Raw genomic sequence first — 25039 nt, 5'->3', positions numbered from 1 at the left:
TATTAGAAACTGGGAACCGATAAAAGACGTTTATCTTAACCCGGAAAAGCCAGCGGTCGTGGACGAGAAAAACAAGGCGGCATAAATCAATCTGAGGCGACAACTACCTTGAAAAACGCCGCGTACTGACTTGGGTTGGCGAGAAATTTTGCCCGTATTTTTGTCGTACTCCCAGATTAGCGATCTCTCACCTTCAATGGTAAAACCTCGAAGGTATCCTTGGGGAACATAGTGTTGATTGTCCTTCGCCATGAATTTCGGAGCCTTTTCACTTAGCGCCTCAAACACCGGATTGTGAATGTTGGCGGATGTTTTGAATTTTTTTCCAAAAAAGGTGATAGCATTTACAATTCCGCGTGCATTGGCTTGTTAGGCTTTTTTCTCTTTATACGTTTCATTAATTTCTCGGCATCACCACTTCCTGCGTCTCCGGTAACATTTTCGAAGTGTTCTATATACTTATACCCTTTATCTACAACATTGCCGTCACCGAGTGCTTTTGCAGCCAGTACTGTTGTGATTAACCCTCTATAGGCATAATCCCAGTAGTTATAGACAAATTCGCTTTGTCTATGTGTACCTGGCATACCTGACAGGTGATATTTTAGCGGTTCGCCGCCAACCATTTCACAGATATGGCACGACGCACCATGCACATAGCCGCTGTAAATCTGACTTATGGTTCTTGATAATTCTTGGCTATCGTGAGGGTTCAACCCGATTTGTCCAGAATTGGCTATGATGGCACGAATTTTCTTTCTTGGAATAGTTTCTCTTTTTTGAGTAGAAAGAATAGCGTTATCAGGATTATCAAATTCTTCTTGGAAGAAATGATCAAGGTATTTTTTATGTGTGTCAGTGATTTCAATGCCACCAACTATTGGTAGTGCAAGAAAGCCAATATCTTCGTGGAACTCATCTAGCATTCTAAATAGAGCGCCTAACTCTTGCGTATAACCAGCCTCCAATAGTAACAAGGAAGCATTAAGCCCGCTAACGTACCGAGCAAGCTTTTGTATGATCGCAATTTCAAGCTGATGGATGTTATACCTTAGAGAGACATGACTACCAAGCTGTGTTGGCACAGGTGACGGAACTGGGGCTTCAAGTTCATGAAAGCACTCAACTAGAAATTCATTCGTTTCTTGGTAGATACTCATAACTTCCTTAAGAGGCTAACGCCGCCAGCACACGCGGCTTTGTAGTGAAGGCAAAGCCGCAACGGAAAATACGGCGCGGGGATTGGCCTTGTTATGCGTATACTCACTGCCCATTTGCGATTGCCTGCTTAATAATGGGGGCTACTGTTTCCGGTGATATTCCGCGCTCTTTGCAATACTTTGACTGAAGCCAAACTGATAATTGTTTTTGGCCCTTACTCGCATTACAACCGCGACAGCACAGCGCAATATTTTCTCTGGTAATTATTTTTGAATCATTGATGATGTGCTCCCAGCTTGCGGAATGCTTGGCTGACTCTTTTGGCGATAGAAACTCTTGATTGCAGTACACGCAGATTTTATCCCGCTCACGAACTTCTGCCTCCAGCCATGCTGGGATATTCCAGTTATTTGCCATGATCGCCTTTACGCATAACAGTTTATAACGACTCAGGCCATATATCACTTTGACCACCTGATCATATCGCGTAATTTATAAATATCAATCAGTTAAGCCACTGACCATTGTGTTAATGGAAAATACTCTCTTGTTCACATGCTCTGCCGACGTGGAAGCTGCGACTGACTGCTATTGTGACGCTATAGACTTACTACGCAATCTGCATAGCCCAAAATTCCAAAGAAAGCTAATATACAGCCTGACAAGCGATACTAAGCGACTACCATTTCGTAAACGTTACTGATGCGGCGAGTGATAAAATTGAATTATAAGATCATTATTTTGTTTTCGATGGTGTTGACCCTATCCCAAGGGCTCTTTGCTGCCGCTGTGACATCCGTTTTAATTAAAAATGGTATCGACTTTTCGTCCCATGTATTTTTGTACTTCTTCTTACCTGACTTCATTATATCGATTATAGTATTTTTCTTTTTGGCTCGTCGCATATTTACACGGCCAGTAAGTCATGCTTTGGTAGTTTACATTATTTCAATTGTTATTCATTACATCCTTAGCAACATACTTGTACCTAGCGCTCCATTATTTTTTTCATCCTTTTTAATTCAGCTTTTCCTTTCGATAGCAGCAATATTCATAGGAATTTGGACGGGAAGCAGAAGCGCTGTGAAGAATAATCAACAGCGTACGCGTTCTCAAATCGATTCAGGACTTTAGTTATCCGGTATGTCCGCTAATGTGACCCCAGAGCCATCCATACTGCGCATTTGGGGGGTACTTCCAAAACTGGTAATAAGCGGACGGTCTAAAACCGAATCGGATGAAACTCGGCGGGATTTTCTACAACGTCAACGCCTCAAGCACCGCCGCAGCTCGCTGCGTCCGAGTATGTTGACTTGGTAGGTGGATCTATAACCTTGTCAAATACAAGCACTGGCTCCCGAGAATTTACCTATTAGCTCCTCTGTGAGCAAACTTGCTCAGGGCTAAGTTGCACATAGCTTAGCGCGCGATTGCTGTCGATGTGGTAATAAGCTCTTAGGGTGTGCTCGATGCCAATTGGTTTGCCGAGCTCGGCAGAGAAATCAAATTCTAAGTATTGCTGCTCAGGGTTTATTGCGCAGAGCTTGGCGGCGCTAAAGCCAAAGAATTTTCTGATAAAAGGGTAGAGCGCTTTATAGATACTCTCCTTGGCGGAAAAGCACAGACTTAATCCGTAGTTCAGTTCGAAGCTCGAAGCGGCGATGATGTTGAATTCGTCGCGGTCGATAATTTTTGGCCAAAGTTTTTCGGCCTTGGCTGAGCTGAGGATCGCTTGGCAATCTATGCCAAGCGCGCTTAGTTCGCTGCTGGGGGCAAGGGCGCAGGCGGCAAAGTCGTCGGTGTGGCTAATGCTGCCAACGAACCCTGCGGGCCACTGGGGGCAGCGTTTGTCGTCGGCGAGCACGTCAAAATGTTCCACACCGTAGTGACGCAGTGCTAGTGCGGCAAGATAGCGACCACAAAAATATTCCGCCTTGCGTTTGCTGCTGGCCCTGCTGATCGTGTCTGGTAGGTGGATTGCGGCTTGGCTAAAAAACGCGTCGTCAAATAGCTCAAGCTTGAATGATCCCGACGTTAAAACAGCGGGATTTAGGCGCAGGTCTACAGGGGCAATACAGATAAATTCCGCGAGTGCCTTTTGCGCCGTTTTGCTCATGCTCTTAACTGCGCACACTAAGTCGCTGGCGCAGGGCTTCGGCAGACTCAACTCGCTCGGAGTAGCGGTCGACCAATATTTCCTTTTTGTTTCTGAGTAGCAGCGTGAATTTCACTAGCTCTTCTATAACGTCTACGACCCGATTGTAATAAGCCGAGGGCTTCATGCGGTCGTTGTCGTCAAACTCCAGCCACGCTTTGGCAACCGAGGATTGGTTGGGAATGGTAAACATCCGCATCCAGCGACCTAATATGCGCATTTGATTGACCGCGTTAAAAGATTGCGAACCGCCATTGACTTGCATTACCGCCAAGGTTTTACCCTGGGTCGGCCGCACCGCGCCGATGCTAAGGGGTATCCAGTCGATTTGCGCTTTCATAATGCCGGTCATGGCGCCGTGACGTTCCGGTGAGCACCACACCATTCCGTCGCACCACTGTGCGAGCTCGCGCAGCTCGACGACCTTGGGGTGGTCATCGCCGCTATCGTCGGGTAGGGGTAGGCCAGAGGGGTTATATATTCTGGCTTCGGCGCCATAATAGTTCAGTAGCCGCGCGCACTCTTGGGCAAGTAAGCGGCTGAACGAGCGATTTCGTAGTGAACCGTAGAGAATTAAGATTTTTATCGGGCTGTCATCGCTGACGGGCTGTAATAATTGATCTGTATTGATGAGGCTTAGGGCGTCGGGGTCGCAGTTAATAATGTCGGTCATAGGGCTTTTGTCAGCGTGACGAAAATGAGGGGCTAAGTTTGCCTTAGCTGCGAGGGTGGATCAACTGCGGCGTTAGCACCCTCGGAATGTGAGCGGGCGCCGTAGCGCCGATCCCTATTCTACGATGATTTTCCCAGACATTTTTTTACCGTGTATAGCGCAAATAAAGGGGTATTCACCGGTCTTTTCGAAGCGATAGGAAAAGCTTTTGTCGTGACGTAATCGCGGGCTTTTTACGTTGCCGATTTGAATAATATGATTTGAACCATCGTGATTATTCCAAGTTACTTCAGTTCCTGCTGGGACGCTAAGCTCAGTTGGTGAAAAACGCATGAAATCGACGATAGAGATAGTGCTGCCATTTCTCGTGATGTGCTTTTTTACAGGGCTCGGGACTGCCGAGTGACTTGGTGCGGGTATGGTTGTGCCCGTAAGCTTTGCTTTCGCTTGTATGCCGTCAGCGCCACTGGCGTCCGCAATAACAACGGTTCCTTTCATCGATTGATGAATACCGCACTGGTAATGATATTCACCAGCTTTAGCGAAGGTGTGGCGGTACTCACCGCCTTTTCGTAAGCGTGGGCTTTCGTGGCCATTAATGCGAACAGTGTGACTGCTGCTGTCATTGTTGATCCAAATGACTTCGCTGCCTGGGGTGCTAGTAATGGTTTTGGGGCCAAAGGCATAATTATCGATTTTAACGGCGCCCGCTTTAGGCGCCATCATGTCTGAGGATATTGCTGCGCCGGCAAACATAATCAGGGCGGCTAATGACGTAAACATTAAATAGGTTTTCATTCTTGCCTCCATATCGTTGGTTGCGAATAGTCGATTATTTCTTTTGACGCGCATTACGCATGCGATTGGTTCGCCAAGTCATCCATATACCAGTAATCGACAGCAATACAGCTGCAGCGCCAACAAAATTAATGAGGGTTGAGCCGAATGATCCAAACAGGCGGCCGCTATGCATATCGATCAGTACTTGCTCTAGAGCAACTGTAGGATGAGCGTAGGGTTCTACGTCCAGTTTTGCTGCGTCGGTTAGGGGGGTGAGTGAAGACCAGTTAACGCCGCTATCGTCTTCGATCGCCTGCCAACTGAGTCCGTCAGCACTTATGTACGTCCCTTCGCCCTGCAAGGCCAAAAATGATGTGTCTTGTTGCTGAATACTACCGATGCCACGAATATGTCCGACTGGGAGCATATAACCGCTGAGCTCTTCAATAACTGCGCCGTCTGGGGCGAGTAAGGTGATCTTGTCATTTGTAGCAACAAATAAAAGTTCTTCACCGTTATTCACAATGTCGACAAAGCCTAGCGGCGAAGGAATGTGCCGATCGAGGGCTATATCGTCCAGAACAGTATTTTCAGTGGTGGTCACTAACCAGTGACCATCAGATAGATAGCCGTTTTCTGGAATTTCTGTGTGCAATCCATACAGTGACATCAATGTGGTTGAGCCGACCCTAATGGCGTCTAGACCCATACTGACGCTTTGGTTAAGTAGGATGCCGCTAAAACCAAGCCAGCCCATAAAGATAAAGGCAAATATGCCTAGACGCTGGTGCCATTGACGCAATAGCATTGAGGTATTGCGTTTGGGTGCAGCCATTTTTTTCTTCATCGGCGCTACAGGTTGAATAGTCGCCTTGGCGCTTGTTTGTTTAGCGTTACCAAAGCTTTTTGGGTCTGCTTCGGCTCGAAGCGCTTGTTGAGTGTTCATAGAGAGCCTCCCAGAAGGCCGTTTATTTACGACTTAAAGAATCTAAGGTGATGGCTGTTCTAGCCATACGCTCCATCATCACGACTGACAGTGTAGCGCCGGTAATATTGTCTACTTCGTTGCTCAGTGCCGTGCCGGATGCAGTTGCACCTTTTAATTGATTGAGGAAAGAGGGCTCCGCAACTTGTTCGCCGCGTGATTCACGATAAATTAATACTCTGGCCGCCTCTACGGCGCCATCACTGATGACAAATCCTGATGTGGTGGGCACATAACCTTCTTTACCAATGTCATCAAATATCCAAACCGTTTTGTTCTCGTCCTTCCAGTAACGAACGCGTTGAGACGGAAAGGGGCGTTTAAAGACCGAGCTAATTTCCCGTTGTGCTTGTGAGTCAAGATTAAGTACCACTGGCGTCGGGACATTGTTGTTAAACATTTCGGCGAGAAATACATCTGGTGTTTGAAATGTTTTATAAAGTTCAAATGCTTTTACATTTCCTGAATAGAGGCTGCTGATAAGTAGAAAAAATAAAAAAAACATTATTTTTTCTACATCTAGTGGGCGCCGCGCAACGGCATCTGAATTAGATGCCGTGCCGCCCATTTTTTCAAATGGATAGAGCATGTGTTCTCCGTAGCACTGATTAGCGAGTTACAATCACGCGTTCTAGCGGGGCGAGTGCAGCGATTAACTGGTTGCACGCTTCGTAGGTTACGGTGACTCGTTCACAAGCCAGGTAAGCTGCTTCAACAACTGCATTAAATTGTGTGACTGTAATACCGAGGTCGGCGTGTGCCGCTGCCATGCTGGCACCTTGGTATTCCACTGCACCGCCTAATACCATTTGTTCAAGTTGGGTATTTAAGAATATCTGACGTTCGATGTTGCCGAACTCGCGGAAAATATGATTTATCCGGTTGTCTAGCATAATGTAGTAAAACAAGCTCTCTACCCAGTTGCGCACGCCTTCTTCGCCGCCCCACTGTTCTAGTGCGTCGTCGTCTAGGGCGGGTAAAGTCGGTGTTTTACCGGTTTGGGCAAAGCTAGGCAGGGCTGCGGTACCCGCGAGAATTGCAATAGCGATAGTGCGAAATATCGGTTTCATGATGCTCTCCTGAGATCGAGTGGACTTAGCTAATAACGCTTTTAGAAGCTAGCCTGAAGTGATAGATAAAAGCCGTGCTGGTCAGGTGTAATGGTAATGTCGCCGAGCATTGCGTAGGCAAAGGTCATTGACAGGTTTTTGTTGGGGAAATATGCAATAAAGGCGTCATACCAGTCACTTTCATTCTGGGTAAGTGTTCCGGCTAAATTGCCAAGGCCAAGAGCTCCTAAGGTTGGTTGTAGTTCAGTTAGGTCTATGCCTGCAACGTCCACACTTTGGCCACTGACGTTGTCGCCGTGTTTTGCCCACTCAACACCAATTACAGTGTCTTTGCGTAGCAAGTAGGCTAGGGATATCTCTGGCCGAATTTCCTTGTCATCGCCGTCTGGTCCACCAAATCCCGTCAGGCCGGTTTGGTTGGCTGCACTGTAACGCGCAGTAATGTTAATCAGTGTGTTAATGGGGAAGAAAATTTTAGTAGCCGAAATATAGGCTTCCCAATCTTTGGTCTTGGCTGCTTTTAATGTGGTTAGTAGTTCATCGTTTTTATTCTTTTTGTAAAAACCACCGATGGCAATCTGAGGAATAAGATTATCAGAATCGTAGATAGCTTCGCCGAAAACCCGAACCTTGGCGCCAACGATATCCATTTCAATAGTGGTGTTGAATGGTTCGATGCCAGTATTGACCGGTGTGCCAGCTAATTCGCCGGTAAGGCCTCCCACGGTGTCAAAAACTAAACCGAGGGTATCGAAGGTCGAGCCAGTAGTGAGGCTACTCTTTGTATACGAGAGCTCAAAACGATCCCAAAAGCCAACCGCTGCACCGATCGAATGTAAGGTATAATTTGCGAGTGGTGCGTATGTGTAATGCACGTTTCCGTTAATGCCGTCACGAGTTGCATAACCCGTGATAGTAGCCCAAGGAGTGATACCACCACCGCCTGCGCCGTCGATCATGCTAACGCCGCCGGTCGCGAGTACCTTGCCGGTATTAAACATTTCGGCCTGAGTTATATTGCTCGCAAGAATTGCGGCAACGAGGGCTGCGCTTTTAAAAAGACGCAAGCCATTTTTTTTTGCTTCTTCCATCTTGATGCTCCTAATCAATAGAAAACTACCGTGCTTGAGTAAAGCGCCCCGCGTTTGCAGAAATGTCTAGTAGTAGTGTCGGTAAAATGGAATTTTAGAATAATCGCCTGGTAACGCGATCGCTCCTACCCTCCAAATTGTTGCCGCTCTAAAACACGCTATCCGTCTTGTTAAGGGTGCATTACACACATAGCAATGGGTGTGCCACATGAAAATAAAGAGAAATTAGCGGAAGTTAGTGGTGAATTTGTGGTGCGTTTTGGTGCGGTAATTCTTTGGGTTATTAGGGGGTTTTGCGTTCTAAGGGTGCAGGAATTTGCAAATAAATTTTGATGAGTTTTATTTTGGAACATTTTTTTTGGATATTGAAAAATTTCGGGCAGGATTTATTTTTAATTGTGAGTGCTTAATTTAGTGTTTTACCGATGCATTAAAATGGGGATTTCATAAGTTGCACGAAAATGTTGCCATTTTATCGACTTGAATTTCCAATGCTTGGTGCAAATTGGGGCAAAATAACTTTGTTATTGCTGGGTTATTTTGATTGAGCGGTTATTTATCTAATTAACTCAGCGTGTTGAGTGTGATGCGTCTCACATATATTGAGATTGCGTACCTGCTAATTGGTCGTAACACAGATTTTACGTGTGTCGCAGCTGGTAATTGATTGCCAGCGAAAGGGCTGGCGTCACTGTTGATAGGTGCAGGTAGCTGGCCTGCGCCTATTTGATGCTAAGTTATTGGCCAATAGGTATGGCGATCTCGATGAAAAGTTTACCGAACTTGCGTCACCGATGATTTTCTCGAGGTCTCTCATTTATATAGCTTTGAGTCACGCGCCTATATCTAGCTGGCGGTAGGTCTGGGAAAAATGTTCCAATACTGCTCAGAGAATATTGCGCTTTAGATCTGACGTGGTGGTTAGGGTTTTAGCCTAGCGCCAGTGGAAGTGCAATTACGCGAAAACTTACTGTCTATTTGATATTCCTAATAAAGAGAGCCCGATGCCGGTGATACCAAGATTAATTAATAGTGCGGGTCAGCCCGAGTTTGGCTTGTTTGCTGACGGTGTTCGCGAAATCAATTACCTAGACTACGATTTGCGTAGTCCCATGGACCGCAAGTTGGGTGGTCTAGCTAAGCGCTTTAAATTTAATCAATTCCAGTTTGTAGCGCTCGTTAGCCCTGAGTTGATCGTGGGGATTGCGATAGTCGATCTGAAATTGCTAAGCAATGTTTTTGTCTACCTCTACAGCACTCAAGACGGCGAGTTTGATGAGTTTAGTTTTACGCAGCCGCTGTCGCACAATACCGCCATGAGTCTTTGCCCGAACGCGGGGGAGGCGGTGTTTAGGAAAGGTATGAATACAGTGTCGATTACTGCTGATGAAACTAAGGCCCAGCGTGAGTTGCGGGTGTCTTTGGTGGGCGGCGTCGAAATTGTTGCGCAAATCGACGAGTCCAGCTGTACCCCATTGGCGATCTGCACCCGGGCCGGTTATCAGGGCTGGGTGTTTACGCAAAAAACGGCGGCGCTGCCCTGTCAGGGACAGTTGCAATGGCGAGGTAAAAACTTTGATTTGGCAGCTATGAATAGCCTTGCTTCAGTCGATTGGAGTGCGGGCTATATGCGCGGCGAGACCTTTTGGAATTGGGCGAGTTTGTCTTATACCTTGGCTGATGGTCGCCGTTTAGGCTTAAACCTTGCTGCGGGCGTGAATGAGACGGGCTTCACTGAAAATGCCTTGTGGTTAGATGGTCGCTTGCTGAAGGTTGATATGGCCGACTTTCAGTTTTCCCGCTATGAGCAAATGGCCGAGTGGCGAATACGTTCGGCTGACGGTCAAGTAGATTTACGTTTTAAGCCCGTTGGTCAGCGCAAGGAAAAACGTAATGCGCTACTGTTGGCGTCAAATTTTACCCAGCACTTTGGGGTGTTTGATGGGCGGATTAGTTTGCCCAGCGAGACTATAGAGCTTAGCAATGCTTGGGGCTTTGCAGAAGACCACTATGCTCGCTGGTGAGTTTTCCCTCTGTGCCCGATTTAATGCCAAGTGCTAGAAACCAACTAATGGTTATAGCTGATTAGCGTTCTTGAATTAGCGCTTGGTCACATTTTGGGGCATTACTTGTCGCAATTACGCCGGTTACACTGTTGTTACTCCTTATATTCGCTATAGTCCCCTGCCAATAAAATAATGTTGGTAGCAGATTTAATAAGAATTTAAGAGAGGATGACTTACGCATGGCTGTTAATTTGAATCGTCGCCACCTATTAAGTGGATTTATGCTGTTGTCGCTAGCCGCGTGCGGCGGTGGCAGCGGTGTTGATGCTGAAAAAGTAGTGAATGACGCAGCAGATAATGTAAGTGCAATTGAAACGTCGGTGTCAGATAACCTCAGTGCAGGGCAAGCCATCGATGGCCAGTACATCGTCCTACTGAACAAGCTAGAGCTTCCCGATTTGCTTGGCGCGCCTCTCAATGACGTTGTTGCCAGCTTATTAAATAGTGTCGGCGGGAATCTGCTAGGCACCTTCCAGTACACGCTGCGGGGCTTCGTTGCCCAATTAAGCCCAGAGGCCGCGGCATTGCTGGCGCAAAACCCCTTGGTGGAATTGGTGGAGCAAGATCGCACAGTCGCGATTGCTGCCACCCAGAGTGGTGCGACATGGGGTTTAGATCGTCTTGATCAACCCAGCTTGCCACTCGACGGCAGTTATCAATACAGCGGCGATGGCAGCGGTGCCCATATTTATATTATTGACACGGGTATGCGCAAATCCCACAGTGAGTTCAGTGGCCGAGTAGGCAATGGCCAAAACTTTGTGTCGAGCGGCTTTTTGTTTGGGAGTACTGATCCCGCAAACACTGAAGACTGCAACGGGCACGGCAGCCACGTGGCTGGAACCGCAGCAGGAAGTACTTGGGGTGTTGCCAAAGGCGCGACAGTGCATCCAGTGCGGGTGCTTGATTGCAATGGCTCGGGAAGTAATTCCGCTGTAATTGCGGGTATTGACTGGGTAGCAGGCAATCATGCGAGCCCCGCTGTTGCCAATATGAGCTTGGGCGGCACTAATAGTGATGCGCTTGATATTGCGGTGCGTGCTGCAATAAATGCCGGTGTTACTTTTGTGGTTGCCGCGGGCAATGACAATACCGATGCGTGTTCAGGTTCGCCCAACCGTGTTGCCGAGGCCGTTACTGTTGGTTCGACGAGTAATAATGACGCGCGCTCGTCTTTCTCTAATAAAGGTAGCTGCGTTGACATTTTTGCGCCCGGCTCGGCGATTACCTCGTCGTGGTATCAGAACGATACCGACACTAATACTATTAGCGGTACCTCTATGGCTGCGCCCCATGTTGCGGGTGCAGCTGCGTTGCTGCTGGCGCAAAATCCCTCGGCAAGTCCTGCGACGATTTTTGCAGCTTTAATTAATGATGGTGTAAGCGGTAAGTTGAGTGGTCTGGGTAGCGGTTCGCCGAATTTGCTGCTGCAGGTCGCAGCGGGTGACGTTGGTGCGCCAAGCGACTTCCCGCCCAGTGCGTCGTTCAGCTATAGCTGTGCCGATTTAGCCTGCAGCTTTAATGGCGGCGGCTCAAGTGATGATAATGGCATTACTGGGTATCAGTGGAATTTTGGTGATGGCGCCGTGGCCAGCGGCGTAACAGTTAGTCACAGTTACGACAGCGCAGGCAGTTATACCGTCACCCTAACTATTACTGACGTTTCGGCTCAGCAAGATAGTGCAAGTGAGAACGTGGTCGTTAATTTACCAGGCTCAGGGCCGTGCCCAGAGTGCGCGCAAACCAGTGGAACTCTCGCGTCCGGCGCGCAAGCGTACACGCCAAACAGCAGCGGGTTTAGCAGCAGCGGTGGTGAGTTTCGCGGGTTTTTGCAGGGGCCGGTCGGTGCCGATTTTGATCTTTACCTAGAAAAGTTGGGTGGGTTTTTATTTCAAAGCTGGTCAGTTGTGGCGAGCGGAGAGACGGCTAGCGCTGATGAAACTGTGAACTACACCGGCAATTCTGGAACATATCGCTGGCGTGTAAAATCATATAGCGGCGTTGGCGACTATATTTTGTATACCGATATCCCATAGTCTCGCAAGTAAAGGTGCTACGCAGCATGTGAAAATGGGCGCCAATCTGGTGCCCATTTTTTTTGCTTGCGTTAGGCTGTTTTTATGCGTGCACCAAAATAATAACGACTAAGATCAGCTGCTCCAGCCTTATAAAATTAGCTGTTTAAACCGTTGTCTCGAGCCTTAGGCTTTGGTCGCGGGCCCCGATTTAGTGCGTATTTTTCTAGTCGGTGAATACATTCTGCGACGCAGTGGACTTTAAAATGGCCATTTTAGAGCGCTGCTACCTGGTCGCTAAAATTGCCTAACGCTCAGGATTATGGCGGCAATTACCTACTTGTCGTCGAAAAAGTAGCTTGTATGATCTATTGATGACAGTGTAAACATAGGCTAGTCTGAGTAAAACACATAACCATTGCATTGAGTGTTTGGCGGGTAATGGGCGCGGTGGGGGCTGGTGCACTATAAAAATTATGACTGCGGCCCGACTGCGGGCTGAGCGTCGATTGTATTCAGAGTTATGGTCCATTAAGGAAACAAAATATGAAATTACCGATATTACTTCTTAGCCTTGCCCTCGCGGCGTGTAGTAATGATCCAGCACCTAATGCAAATAGCGAGCAAGCGGCCAGCGCTGCGGTAGCGGCTCTGCAGAATAGCAGTTCTGCTTCAGGGGAGAAGCTGTATGCGGCGTGTGCAGCCTGCCATGGCGCCAGCGGTGAAGGAAATAAGGCGCTTAGCGCACCCTCGCTCAGCAATCAGCAGAGCTGGTACTTGGAACGGCAGCTGGTCGGTTTCCGCTCTGGATTGCGCGGCAGTCATCCCGACGATGCTTTTGGTGCGCAAATGCAGGCGATAGCAAAAACACTGCCCGATGACGCAGCGATAAAATCCGTCGTTGCCTACATTGGCGATTTCAAAGCAAAACCCGCTGCCGGGACACTTACGGGGAATGCCAAGCGCGGTGCCGACTACTACTCTAATCTCTGTGGCGCCTGCCACGGGCCTGTGGCAGAGGGTAACGAAAAATTACAGGTGCCCGCGCTGGCGGGAGTGGATGATTGGTATTTACTCCAGCAGTTTGACCACTTCAGCAAAGGTCTGCGTGGCAGTGATGAGTCTGACCGCTATGGCTATCAGATGTATATGATGGGTAAAACCTTACCGGATGCCGAGGTCGCCAAGGATGTGGTTGTTTATATTCAGTCTTTGGCAGACTGAGGCGTGATGGGGGTGTTTCGCCAAGTATTGCTGATCGGCCTGGTGGCGCTGACATTGGGCGCGCCCAGCAAGGTGAGCGCAGAATGGCAGTTAAGCGATGTTTGCCCTGCGGGGTTTCGGCCCGATCAGGGACGCTGCTATTTGCAGAGTTTGTATGGCGACTACGCCTCCTTGCAAAACTCCGGCGTGGGCGGTTTGAAAACGGGCTTGCCGCCTTTGCGCGAGGGCTTTACGCCGCAGCAGATTGACTTGGGTCGCTTGATGTTTTTTGACCCCCTGCTTTCCGGAGACGGAACACTAGCTTGCTCCTCTTGCCATCAACCCAGTAAGGGCTTTGCCGATGGTCGCGGTGTTAGCGTTGGAATTAACGGCCAGCTAGCGCATCGCTCGGCGCCAAGTTTGTGGAATGTAGGTTTCTTAAAACGCTTGTTTTGGGATGCTCGAGCTAGTTCTCTTGAAGAGCAAATGGAGGGCCCGCTCTATTCTCCTATCGAGATGGGTAATACCCGCGCGCAGTTGTTGACGAGTTTGCAGCAAAACGACAATTACCCGAGCTTATTTAAGCAGGCATACGGTGACCCCAATATAGGTCTCGACCGAATTTACACCGCCATTACCGCCTTTGAAGCGTCGCTGGTTTCCTTGAATAGCCGCTACGATTTATATGCAAATGGCGTACATGAAGTACTTAATCAAGACGAAATTGAAGGTATGAATGTATTTCGTTCTTTTGTGGCGCGGTGCGCTGAATGCCACACGCCACCGGCATTTACCAATCAGCAAATTGCGGTAATCGGTGCGCCGGAGCCCGAGGGGCGACCCTTAGATAGCGGCGTTCAGGGCGTGAGTGGTGACGCCTCGCAGCGTGGCGGTTTTAAAGTGCCAACACTGCGCAATATTGAATTAAGTGCGCCCTATATGCATTCCGGTCGCTTTGCGACCTTGCGTGAAGCAGTCGCGTTTTATACCGGTGGGCGCGGCCACGCAGTGCCAGCCGGAGAGAAGTTGAGTTTGCATTGGCATATTTGGGAACCCAATTTAACTGATCGCGAATTAGATTTACTCGTCGCATTTATGAAAACCTTAACCGATGAAAGCTTTATGCCGGTACTTCCCAGCGCGGTGCCCTCTGGGCTGAAACCCGTTGGCGTGACGGCATCAACTACGAATAATCCAGACGCTGAACATTGAGGAGCGTAATAATGAAAAACCCGATTCGATTGGGGCTGCTGAGCCTGAGCTTGCTGTTCGCTACGCCGAGTCTGTTGGCGGCTGACATTCCAGTAAAAGACGGTGAGTTGATTCAAGATGCTGTTAATAAGGCAGAGCCGGGCGATGTGGTATTAATTTATCCAGGTACCTATAAAGAAAGTGTGTATATCGATAAAGACAATATCACTCTGCGCGGGGTGGTCGAAGACGGCAAGTGGCCGGTGATGGAGGGTGAGGGCAAGCGCAACGATGCAATTCTATACTCGGGCAATAATTTTACCGTGGAGTGGCTGACCATTACCCACTACAAGGGCAATGCGATTATGGGGCAGTCGGGTAATAACTTTACCATTCGCTATAACAAAGTTATCGACACTGGGGTGTATGGAATTTTTCCCCAGTTTGGTAAAAATGGCCTGATTGAATACAACGTATTGAGTGGCATTGAAGATGCGGCGATTTATGTGGGCATGTGCGATAACGTCGATGTGCGCCACAATGAAGTCTTTGACAATGTTGCCGGTATCGAAATTGAAAACACCCGTCACGCCTTAGTTGAAAATAATTACGCCCACGACAATACTGCCGGTTTACTGGTATTTATTACGCCGGGCTTGCCGATTAAAACCACTTATGACGTAATTTTGCGCAATAACTTTGTGGTGAATAATAATACCGCCAACTTTGGCGCGCCGGGTTCAATCGTCTCTAAGGTGCCGCGCGGTATTGGTATTGTGGTTATGGCTGCAGACGATGTGATTGTGGAAGGTAATATTGTGTCGGGGAATAAAACCGCTGGCATCGTGATTACCGACTTAGCTTTTATTACCGATATTTCCAGTGATCCAGAGTCCGAGCCTAATCCCGACCGTTTGGTGTTTCTCGACAACCTAATGTTTGATAACGGCGCTGATCCTGTCGCCGAAGTAAAGGCGCTGATGCTAACTCAGTTTAGCCGCAGCGGCCCAGATATTTTGGCAACTCCTGGCTCTGCCCAAGAGGTGGACAACTGCATTATTAATCGCGAGCGCTACACCAGTTTCGGGGTTAAAAAATGGTCGGAGTGTGAGCGCACAAGCACGGCAGATGTACACAGCTACCTTATTCCCGGTGGCGCACCGAATGAGCCGGTCACCGTAACCAACCGTACCAAATTACTTTATCAGGGCATTTGCGCGGGCTGCCACGCCTATAACTTACGCATGATCGGCCCGCCAACATTGACCGTTCAGGCCCTATATCGCAATGACGCACAGGGCATTGCTGACTATATCGCCGAACCACACAAAGTACGGCCGGACTACCCAGCGATGCCGTCGCAGGGGCATTTGTCTCCAGAGTTAAGAAAAGAAGTGGCTGACTATATGCTGAAGGTCACCAAGTAATTTGCGCTGGTATTTGGTTTTGAGTGTGGTGGGTATCGCGCTGCGGTGCCCACTGGTATTGATGGCGAGAGAGGGCGATATATGACATCCACAAGTAGAAGTCGCATGGCCTGTGCAATCGGGCTGGCAGTACTGGGTACGCACACAGCGCAGGCCGCTAAGAACCTCGCCCTAGAGGAGGTTGTGGTTACCGCCCAGAAACGCGAGCAGAGCTCGATGACGGTGCCGGTTACGGTAGATACCTTTACCAATCAAGATTTAGAAAATACCGGCGCACTGACCATGGAGGATATTCAGGCTTATATCCCTGGTCTGAAAGTGGGCGATGATGTTCGCGGTGGTGGCTCGACACAATCCTCCTTTGTTATTCGCGGGATTAAAAGTTCGAATATTAGTACTGGCGGCGATCCGTCGGTTGCGACTTTTCTCGATGGCGTGTATTTACCGCGCGCGGCCATCACTGTGCCATTTTCTGACATGGAGCGAGTAGAAGTATTGAAGGGCCCGCAGGGCACGCTGTTTGGTCGCAACGCGGCGGCGGGGGTGGTGAATTTTATTCCCAATGCGCCGAGCTTGGATGAGCGCGAAGGTTTTATTACGGCAAAGCTTGGTAACTACGATTTATTTCGGATCGAGGGTATGAGTAATACCCCGCTCACCGACAATCTCGCCTTGCGCATGAATGTTTTACACAACCAGCGTGGTGCGGTGCTCGACATGCTCGGCCCAGCTAAGCCTGATCCAGGTGAACAAAATAACCAGTTTGCACGCATGGCGCTGCGCTGGGAAACCACCGATCGACTTACACTGCAAATGGCATACGACATCGATAGAGTCGACAATGGCCCGCAGGCTCGCCTTAGTACTAGTGAAGAGTACGCGACGTACCCAGATCCTACCGAGCGAAAATTAGAGACCGACGCCATTAATGGCGGTGAAACCCGCGATATGCAGGGCATTACCGGCAAGCTTTGGTACGACATAAATGATGTTGCCACCATGAGTTTGATTGCCAGCTATCGCGCCTTTGAAACGTATAATTTACAGGATGAAGATGCCACTGCCGACGAGTCAGTCTATGTCGATACCAACAATATAGAAGACTCTGACATCGCTTACTTTGAAGCGCAATTTAATGTGGCGCTAGATTGGGTCGACGCGGTGTTTGGCGCAAATTACAGCAAGGAAGATACCTATCAGCAAACGGCATTGACCTTTAGCTATGGCGCCGTGGTCGAGTTGGCCTCGGCTATGACCGGTGTACCGTCGGGGGTTTTAAATACTCTGATAGGCGGACCTATCTCGGGCAATTATGTTACCGAGACCATGACCAATGAAGGTGACTTCGAGACCTATGGCTTTTTTACCGACCTCGATTTTACGATCAATGATTGGCTAAATATTATTACTGGCTTGCGCTACAGCAATGATAAAAAGTCCTTTAGCTGGGATGCGCCATTAACCGATTTCCCGCTCTCGCAAGCTCAGGGCGAAAACTTCTTCTTTAATTCTGACGGTCTTGAGCAAGGCAGTGCAAGCTGGGACAAAATCACTGGCCGAGTGGTCGCTAACTTTCAAGTTAGCGAGGGCGCAATGGCATTTTTGAGCTATTCCACCGGCTATAAGTCTGGTGGTTACGACTCATTAAATACTGGCTCAAGAGTAGTGCCTTTGGCGCCAGAAGTGGTAACGAACATCGAGCTGGGCCTAAAAGGAGATTTGCTCGAGGATAAAATTCGCACCCAAATTGCGCTGTTCAAGATGATAATTGACGATCGTCAAGAATCAATAGAGTCCAAAGGGCCTGACGACAACGGCGCGGTACCGACGGTGATTAGTACCGATGAGGATATTCAGGGGATTGAGCTAACGGCGGATTGGTTGGTAAACGACAATCTCCGTTTCGGCCTGATTTACACCTACCGCGAGCAGGAGTCGAGCCGCGCGGCCTACTACGACAAGGACGGTAATTTTCAGGAGGCAAATCAAGTTAATGCCACCGCGCCTCAGGAATACACGCTGACAATGGATTGGTCGCCGGAGTTTGACTACGGTTTGTTATTGCTCCATGCTGACTATATTTATGAGGAAAATATTGAGCAATCCAATGAGGACCATCTAGATAAGTTTAATAGCGTTAATGGCTACGGTGATGATACCAGTTTACTCAATGGGCGCTTGGCGTGGACGACGCCGAGTGGCAGCTATGAGTTTGCACTGTGGGGTAAAAACTTATTGGGTAATGAGCGCGTTTCTCAGCCTGGCGGTTTAACCGGTGGCGAGTTAGGCACTTACCATGTGGGTATTATTGCGCCGCTGACCTACGGGCTAGATATGAAGTTTGTATTTTAGGGGCGCGCCGCGCAGTTAAATATAACCTAGCTTATATTTAACTGCGCACTGGTTTTTTCTAGCAATGCTTGCAAAAGTTCGCGGGTAAAAGGTTTGGGTAACCAGTCATCAAAGCCTGCGTCATTGGCGTCTTTGCGGGCATCGGTGGTGACATCGGCCGAGGCTGCGACAATCGTCGGGGTCGCTTCTTGCAGATGATCGCGAATGGCCCTTGCGGCACTTAAGCCGTCCATAACCGGCATGTGAATATCCAGTAGGATTAAATCAAACTCTGCTTGGCTGGCGGCCTCAACGGCGAGCTGGCCATTGTCGACAATAGAGACCTGTTTATAGCCCAGCTGTTTGAGCATTGCATCCACTACCATCTGGTTGGGGATGGAGTCTTCGGCAATTAAAATTCGCAGTGACGACTCGCCGCGATCAGTTCTCGGTATTGATGTTTGGGGCGATTGTTTGTCGAGAGCTTGGAGTTTGCGCAACAGCCGGTTTGGCGTTAGCACGGCGCTGGACTGGGGTGATTTCAAACTTAAAATATTGCCGTCATCGGCGATCAGCTTAAGGCTGCTGCGACCGTCCGGCGATTGTTCGGCCTGATATCGATAACCCATGCAATGAGCCAGTGATTGACTCACCAAGTCGCCGCGCTTATCGAGATTTATTCCGCGTAATGTGTTGTCATGCGTCGGCGACTCTGCGATCCCCGTGGTAAAGGGCAGTTGGCAATTAAAGCTTGAACCCACGCCAAGGGTGCTGGTGATATCTATCTTGCCTCCCATGACGGTGCAAATTTGCTGACAAATCGCTAGGCCAAGACCGGTGCCGCCATAGCGGCGTGTTGTGGAGGTGTCGGCTTGAATGAACGCATTAAATAGGCTGGCGATGCGGTCTTGGGGAATGCCAATGCCGGTGTCGATAATATTGAGTTGCAAATTACCGCCGCTAGGTCTTACTGGCAGCCAGTCTAGTGTAATTGTGATACCGCCGTGAGTTGTGAATTTCACCGCATTGCCTAGCAAGTTGATCAGCAATTGGCGTATGCGATGGGGGTCACCGATGACCACTTGGGGCACGCTGGGTGTGCAGTGCATGGTCAAGCTTAGATTTTTCTCCTCAACGCGAGCAGCGATAATATCGACGGCTTCTTCGCACAGCTCGCCAAGATGGAATTCAATTTGCTCAAGCTGGATGTCATCAGAGTCTAATTTGGATAAATCCAGCACGTCGTTGACAAGCGCCAGCAAAGCCTTGCCGCCATTGCACAAGGTATCTAAATACTCCCTCTGCTCCGGATTGAGCTCAGTTTCCTGTAATACTGAGCCCATGCCAAGGATGGCATTGAGCGGGGTGCGAATCTCGTGGGACATATTGGCCACAAAGCGGGTTCGCGATTTAGATAATTCTTCGGCCTCGGCCTTGGATTGTAATATAGCTTGAGTCTGCTGCCAGCGTTCATCAACGTCGAATAGCGCACCGGTAAGATGCTGAGTGCGCCCTCTGCTCGATACTCCATTGCTTGATAGCAGTAATTCGATTCGACGCCAGTTTTTCTGACTGTCCTGTAGGCGTAGCTCTTGTCTGCTAGGCGGTAGTCCGGCGCAAATATTGTCCCGGGCGTTTTCGAGTAGCGGAATGTCCTCTGGGTGAATAAAGTGTTGGAGATGTTGGGGGGACTCGCTGTTAAAAACTTGGCCCGTTAAGTTTTGCCACGCAGGATTGGCAAATTGAATTTGCAGAGCGGTGTCGCAATAGAAAATGGGCTCACTGACAGTGTTTAAAATATTTCGGTAGTGTTGTTCGCTGTCTCTAAGCGCCTGCTCGGCCTGTTTTCGCTCGGTTATTTCGCGCTCCACCGCGATGAAATTGACCAGTTCACCCCGCTCGTTATGCACTGGTGAACAGTCTATGGCCAGCCAGTAGGGGCGGCCCTCTTTACTGCAATTGAGAATCTCAACATTAAAGCCCTTGCCATGGATGAGCCCTAGTTTCATTTTTTTTATTGTTTCAATATTGGTTTCTTGGCTCTGTAAAAATGAGCCGGGGGTTTTGCCGCGCACCTCTTGCAAACTGTAACCAGTAATAAGGGTGAAACTCTGATTGACCCATTCGATACGGCCTTTGGCATCAGAGATAATAACCAAGTTGTCGGTGCGGCTGGCGACTAAGGCGAGTTTGCGGGCTTGCTCGCGGCTTTCTTCTAGCGCATTCATGGCCAAATGTAGTTCGGTTACGTCGTAGAGCGAGCCGTACCATGCGCTGCCGCTGCGGCGGGCGCGCATACTAAAGGTTTTGACGTCGCCAAAGCGGCTGGCGATTCGCAACTCGGTAATCAGCGGCTCATCGTCGTAGAGATTGCTGCTTAATTGGCTGAGGGCATCGCTGTCTTCAATAAACTCCACAAAGCGCCGGCCAAGACACTCATTAACGGGCCAGCCAGTTTTGCGGGTCCACGCGGAGTTAAGCAGGGTTAATTGCCCGCTGTCATCGCAGCGAAACACAATTTCTTCAAGTAAATCCGTCAAGGTTTTGAATTCTTGGTGTTTAGCCGCCAGCTCCTCAACCATACGGTGTTGAAGCAAAAGCTCGCGCTCGCTGTCTGTGGCGCCCATTCTAAGCCCTCTAAAATTATGTTGCTTCGATCAGTGTAGATGAGTTGCGCACGGAGCCATACAGCGGGAACACGTTTTCGCAGTAAAAGTCTTGTTCGAATATCGTTCGGCTTGAGGTGCAGTCTGACAGTACGGTGACTTTGAAGCCGAGATCGGCAGCGTGGCGGCCAGTAGAGTCGATACATATTGAAGTTACGGTACCCGCTAAGATCAGATGTTCTATGTCGTTACTGCGCAAGAGTTCTTCTAAATGAGTGTTAGAAAAGGCATTTAAACCGCGTTTGCCGGGTACCTCGGTAATAATATCTGCGTAAGGTTTGAGTTCAGGGATGGTTTCTGCGCCGGATTTTCCGGCCCGAAAGGCGCCTACTTCTTTGATGGTGCGGAGTATGCCAACCGGTTCTTCGAGTTCGGCGTAGTCGTCGGTAAAGTGAATCGGGGTTGATACAACAAGATCGAAAACCTCAGCCGAGTTATCGAGCAGGTTTAAGGTGTTTTTCAATACTCCGCTGACTCGAGATGACTCTTCAATTACAGCATGAAGAATGCCGTCTTTGGCAAAATAGTCGTTTTGAAACCCGATAAGTAATAATGCAGTGCGGCCTGATGTACTCATGATCTACTCCGTATTCGTGGCTTTTACAGTGATTGAGGTAATGTTTGCTGACTTGAAGCAGTTATTGCAACTTGCATTCCAATACGAAAGTTCGGATTAAGGTATTGATTTTTATAAATTATTTTAACAATAGTGATTGTGTTTTGTTGGTGGGTAAGCAGTTTTTGCAATTTGCGTTTTGTATTGCGACGCAAGATAAGATGGCCTAGCGTTTTGCGAGTCCATAGTGGGTTTCTTGTGCCATTGGCTTTTTGTAAGTGGACTTAGTTTGAATTTGGCTTGGCGGGGGAGATGACGCCTGCGACCGAATCCTTTATTGTACGCCCCTTTATATTGTTGAGAGCACAGAGCAATGGATACCTTCGCTGAGATACGGCCCTACCACGACGACGAAGTGGCGCCGGTATTGGCAAAGTTATTGGTCGATCCCGAAATGCTCAATATCATTGCCAGCCTGCGCTTGCCGCGCTTAAACAAGGCCTTGCCATGGTTGGTTAGGCCTTTGGTGCGGTGGTATTTGGCGCGTGAAATGAAGGGCATTGCCAATGTTGCCGGTTTTCAGTGGGTAGTAAAAGGTTATATGGATGCCATGATCGAGGGGCATACCATCAGCTTCCAGGTCTCTGGCCTAGAGCAACTTGAGGCTGAACAAGCGTATTTATATATCAGCAACCACCGCGATATTGCGCTGGACCCTGCCTTTGTTAACTACGCGCTTTACCATCACGAGCGCGATACCGTGCGTATCGCCATTGGTGACAATCTTTTGTCCAAGCCCTTCGCCGCTGATTTAATGCGTTTAAATAAAAGTTTTATTGTGCGCCGCTCGGCCCGTGGCCCGCGACAGATGCTGGCGGCATTTAGGCAATTGGCCAGCTATATTCGCTTCTCTCTGCTGGAAGAGCGCAGTTCGATTTGGATTGCCCAGCGTGAAGGCCGCGCCAAAGATGGTAACGACGCCACCGAAGCCGCTGTCATTAAAATGATTGGCATGGCTCAGAACAAGCCCGACGAGAGCTTTTCTGACTATGTGAACAAGCTCAATATTGTGCCGGTCTCAATTTCCTATGAATGGGATCCGCTAGATGCCGCCAAGGCGCAGGAGCTGGTGCATATCGAGCGCGATGGTACCTATCAAAAGGCCGAGCACGAAGATTTAAAAAGCATCGCTACCGGCATCGTTGGCAATAAAGGCCATGTTCACGTTGCTTTTGGCGCGCCTTTAAAGGGGGAATTCAGCGATGCTGTTGCCGTGGCAGCGAAGTTGGATGAGGTCATAATTGACCAATACCGCCTACATCCAAGTAATATCATTGCCTATATGCGGGTAGTTCAGAACGATAACTGGAAAACCCTGCCGATGCTGCCGGAGATAACTGCAGCAGATATTGAGGTTTTTGATAAACGCTTTAGCCAAATACCCGCGGATTACCGCAGTAAGGCGATGGAAATTTACGCTAATCCGGTGATAAATCAACTAGATAGCGCCGACCTGCGGATCGTTGAAGAGGCCATATAGGTGCTCACCGACGAGTTAAAAAAGACAATTCAAGACGCCTACCGCCAATTTTTGGATGTAAAACAACTTAAGGCCCGCTACGGTCAGCGCCTGATGATCGCCCATATCGCGCGTACTCTTGGCGGTATAAAACGTAATCAGGAGCAGCAGCGCGGGGGTGGCGACCATCTTTGTGTGGTGGAGGCCGGTACGGGAACAGGTAAAACCTTAGCCTACGCAGTGGCGGCGGTGCCTATCGCCAAGGCCTGCGATAAAACCTTAGTTATTTCCACTGCGACTGTCGCGCTGCAAGAGCAGATTATCTACCGGGATCTGCCCGATGTGCTCACCAATAGCGGTTTGCAATTCTCCATTAGTCTCTCTAAAGGCCGTCGTCGCTATATTTGCTTGTCTAAACTCGATCAGCTGCTCTCGGGTGGCGATGCCAAGGTGTTACCGCTGTATATTGATGAGCATATGGCCGCACCAGATGCCGAGAGCTTATCGCTGTATACCGATTTTGCGCAGCAGATGGCCGCTGGACAATGGGCGGGTGATCGTGATGATTGGAAAACCGTTATCGCCGACGAAAAATGGGCGCGGGTCACCACTGATCACGCCCAGTGCACCGGCCGGCGCTGCAGCCATGTAAAACAGTGCAGTTTCTTTAAAGCCCGCGAGTCTTTGACCCAAGCCGATGTCATCGTGGCCAATCATGACCTTGTGCTTGCCGACCTAGCGCTGGGTGGTGGCGCGATCCTGCCACCGCCAGAAGAGTGTATTTACATCTTCGACGAAGCCCACCATCTGCCCGACAAAGTCATTAACCACTTCAGCGCAAACTTCCGTCTGGCGGCAACTGAGCGCTGGATGGAGCAGATTGAGCGCGCGCTCAGCGCTATGGTTGCGCTGCCGATAATGGATAACAGTATTCGCGGCGAGCTGGAAAGTTTGTTGAGCCTTTTGATTGCGGTACGACGTGGGCTCATACCGCTGCGCCCAGTATTGGAAGAGCTCTTAGAGGGCGCGCAGGAGCGCCAGGGTGTGAAAAGTCTGCGCTTTGCCGACGGTATTGTGCCGCCAGTGTTGGTTGACCATGCCAAGAGCTTGTTGGCGGGGTTTAGCGAGGTGATTAAGCAGGCTGAGAAAATTGTCGATAGCCTGCAAGGCGGCATGGACAATAATGAGCTGAGCGGCAACCGCGAAGCAAATGAGCAGTGGTTGACCACGGTGTCTATGGCACGCTTTAGGGCTGAGTCCGCCGCCGCCTTGTGGCGTTCCTTTGCCAGTGACGCAACCAAGGAGAAACCGCCCAATGCACGTTGGTTGGCGTTAGTTGAAACTGGGCAGGGCTTGTTTGATGTGGAGTTGAATGCCAGCCCCATTTTGGCGGCAAACGCGCTGAAATCTGCTTTGTGGTCACGCTGTTTTGGCGCCGTGCTCACCTCTGCCACTTTGACTGCCCTGGGCAGCTTTGATCGTTTTAGTATGCGTGCCGGTTTAGACACCGATGCCAGCTTTGAGGTTGTGCCCAGCCCCTTTCGTCACGCTGAAGCCGCCGAACTGTATATTCCAGCGATGGATTGCGATGCCGGTAATGCCGAGGCGCACACCGCTGCCCTCATAGATATGCTGCCGACCTTATTAGATGCCGATGCGGGCAGCTTGGTATTGTTCTCATCGCGCAAGCAATTGCGGGCGGTGCGCGAGGGTTTGTCTGCAGAGTGGCAGGGCCGTATTTTGGCGCAAGATGATTTGCCCAAGCACGAGATCCTCACTCGCCATCGCACGTGTTTGGATGATGGTGCGGGCAGTGTGATTTTTGGTTTGGCCAGCTTTGCCGAAGGGGTGGATTTACCCGGTAAATACTGCACTCATGTGGTGATTGCAAAAATCCCCTTTGCGGTTCCAGAAGATCCTGTTGAAGAGGCGCTGGCGGAGTGGATAAGCCGCAACAAGGGCAATCCCTTTATGGACATCACCGTGCCCGACGCAGCGGTGCGTTTAATTCAGGCCAGTGGTCGGCTATTGCGTAATGAAGCGGATACGGGTCGCATCACTATTCTTGATCGACGTATTGTGAGCCGTCATTACGGCCGTAAAATGTTGGCGTCGATGCCGCCATACCAGCAAATTATTGAGTAGTTAGG

The 25039-nt window shown here is 49.4% G+C and carries 19 protein-coding genes; 8 read left to right on the top strand and 11 right to left on the bottom strand.

The annotated features are described in order from the left end of the window. Window positions 1-30 precede the first annotated feature (30 nt). The 9 genes from AB4876_RS06775 to AB4876_RS06735 form a co-directional block, all read right to left on the bottom strand. Window positions 31-252, bottom strand: a complete 222-nt coding sequence (locus AB4876_RS06775) for a DUF4238 domain-containing protein (protein ID WP_368380891.1) — start codon at window positions 250-252, stop codon at window positions 31-33. Between the two features lie 92 nt (window positions 253-344). After that, window positions 345-1160 (bottom strand): hypothetical protein, encoded by an 816-nt coding sequence (locus AB4876_RS06770; RefSeq protein ID WP_368380890.1) that lies wholly within the window; start codon window positions 1158-1160, stop codon window positions 345-347. Between the two features lie 1373 nt (window positions 1161-2533). Beyond that, window positions 2534-3277 carry a 4'-phosphopantetheinyl transferase family protein gene (locus AB4876_RS06765; protein ID WP_368380889.1) on the bottom strand — a complete coding sequence of 248 codons (744 nt, stop codon included), beginning with the start codon at window positions 3275-3277 and terminating at the stop codon, window positions 2534-2536. Window positions 3278-3281: 4 nt separating this feature from the next. Further along, window positions 3282-3989 carry an arsenical resistance protein ArsH gene (gene arsH, locus AB4876_RS06760; RefSeq protein WP_368380888.1) on the bottom strand — a complete coding sequence of 236 codons (708 nt, stop codon included), beginning with the start codon at window positions 3987-3989 and terminating at the stop codon, window positions 3282-3284. A gap of 114 nt (window positions 3990-4103) precedes the next feature. Further along, on the bottom strand, window positions 4104-4787 hold the full coding sequence (locus AB4876_RS06755) for a cupredoxin domain-containing protein (protein WP_368380887.1): 684 nt from the start codon (window positions 4785-4787) through the stop codon (window positions 4104-4106). Window positions 4788-4821: 34 nt separating this feature from the next. Continuing rightward, complete coding sequence (locus AB4876_RS06750; RefSeq protein ID WP_368380886.1) at window positions 4822-5715, bottom strand: PepSY domain-containing protein; 894 nt, start codon at window positions 5713-5715, stop codon at window positions 4822-4824. A gap of 22 nt (window positions 5716-5737) precedes the next feature. After that, window positions 5738-6343: an FMN-binding protein gene (locus tag AB4876_RS06745; RefSeq protein WP_368380885.1), complete on the bottom strand. Its 606-nt coding sequence runs from the start codon at window positions 6341-6343 to the stop codon at window positions 5738-5740. A 19-nt stretch (window positions 6344-6362) separates the two neighbouring features. Then, window positions 6363-6824: a group I truncated hemoglobin gene (locus AB4876_RS06740; RefSeq protein ID WP_368380884.1), complete on the bottom strand. Its 462-nt coding sequence runs from the start codon at window positions 6822-6824 to the stop codon at window positions 6363-6365. A gap of 41 nt (window positions 6825-6865) precedes the next feature. Continuing rightward, the gene (locus tag AB4876_RS06735; RefSeq protein ID WP_368380883.1) at window positions 6866-7915 is read right to left on the bottom strand and encodes a DUF3034 family protein; all 1050 of its coding nucleotides are present in this window, start codon (window positions 7913-7915) and stop codon (window positions 6866-6868) included. Window positions 7916-8919: 1004 nt separating this feature from the next. Here AB4876_RS06735 and AB4876_RS06730 point away from each other — a divergent pair. The 6 genes from AB4876_RS06730 (at window position 8920) to AB4876_RS06705 (ending at window position 18169) form a co-directional block, all read left to right on the top strand. After that, entirely contained in the window at window positions 8920-9939 is a 1020-nt protein-coding gene (locus AB4876_RS06730) for a DUF2804 domain-containing protein (protein ID WP_368380882.1), read from the top strand. Window positions 9940-10160: 221 nt separating this feature from the next. After that, on the top strand, window positions 10161-12017 hold the full coding sequence (locus AB4876_RS06725; RefSeq protein WP_368380881.1) for a S8 family serine peptidase: 1857 nt from the start codon (window positions 10161-10163) through the stop codon (window positions 12015-12017). Between the two features lie 525 nt (window positions 12018-12542). Continuing rightward, on the top strand, window positions 12543-13220 hold the full coding sequence (locus AB4876_RS06720) for a c-type cytochrome (RefSeq protein ID WP_368380880.1): 678 nt from the start codon (window positions 12543-12545) through the stop codon (window positions 13218-13220). 12 nt (window positions 13221-13232) lie between these two features. After that, window positions 13233-14411, top strand: a complete 1179-nt coding sequence (locus AB4876_RS06715) for a cytochrome-c peroxidase (RefSeq protein ID WP_368380879.1) — start codon at window positions 13233-13235, stop codon at window positions 14409-14411. Window positions 14412-14422: 11 nt separating this feature from the next. Continuing rightward, complete coding sequence (locus tag AB4876_RS06710; RefSeq protein WP_368380878.1) at window positions 14423-15817, top strand: parallel beta-helix domain-containing protein; 1395 nt, start codon at window positions 14423-14425, stop codon at window positions 15815-15817. Window positions 15818-15898: 81 nt separating this feature from the next. After that, window positions 15899-18169 (top strand): TonB-dependent receptor, encoded by a 2271-nt coding sequence (locus AB4876_RS06705; RefSeq protein WP_368380877.1) that lies wholly within the window; start codon window positions 15899-15901, stop codon window positions 18167-18169. A gap of 26 nt (window positions 18170-18195) precedes the next feature. Here AB4876_RS06705 and AB4876_RS06700 read toward each other — a convergent pair whose 3' ends face one another. Beyond that, window positions 18196-20775 (bottom strand): PAS domain S-box protein, encoded by a 2580-nt coding sequence (locus tag AB4876_RS06700; protein WP_368380876.1) that lies wholly within the window; start codon window positions 20773-20775, stop codon window positions 18196-18198. A gap of 16 nt (window positions 20776-20791) precedes the next feature. Then, on the bottom strand, window positions 20792-21391 hold the full coding sequence (locus AB4876_RS06695) for a cysteine hydrolase family protein (RefSeq protein WP_368380875.1): 600 nt from the start codon (window positions 21389-21391) through the stop codon (window positions 20792-20794). Between the two features lie 352 nt (window positions 21392-21743). Between AB4876_RS06695 and AB4876_RS06690 the strand changes: the two genes are divergently transcribed. Beyond that, window positions 21744-22910 (top strand): 1-acyl-sn-glycerol-3-phosphate acyltransferase, encoded by a 1167-nt coding sequence (locus AB4876_RS06690; RefSeq protein WP_368380874.1) that lies wholly within the window; start codon window positions 21744-21746, stop codon window positions 22908-22910. After that, complete coding sequence (gene dinG, locus AB4876_RS06685; protein WP_368380873.1) at window positions 22911-25034, top strand: ATP-dependent DNA helicase DinG; 2124 nt, start codon at window positions 22911-22913, stop codon at window positions 25032-25034. It abuts the gene before it with no gap. Window positions 25035-25039 lie beyond the last annotated feature (5 nt).

The organism is Zhongshania guokunii (genome assembly GCF_040892635.1).
GTDB classification, from domain to species: domain Bacteria; phylum Pseudomonadota; class Gammaproteobacteria; order Pseudomonadales; family Spongiibacteraceae; genus Spongiibacter; species Spongiibacter guokunii.
Note: the sequence above shows the minus strand (reverse complement) of the source record. Positions and strands in the feature narration are given on the sequence as shown.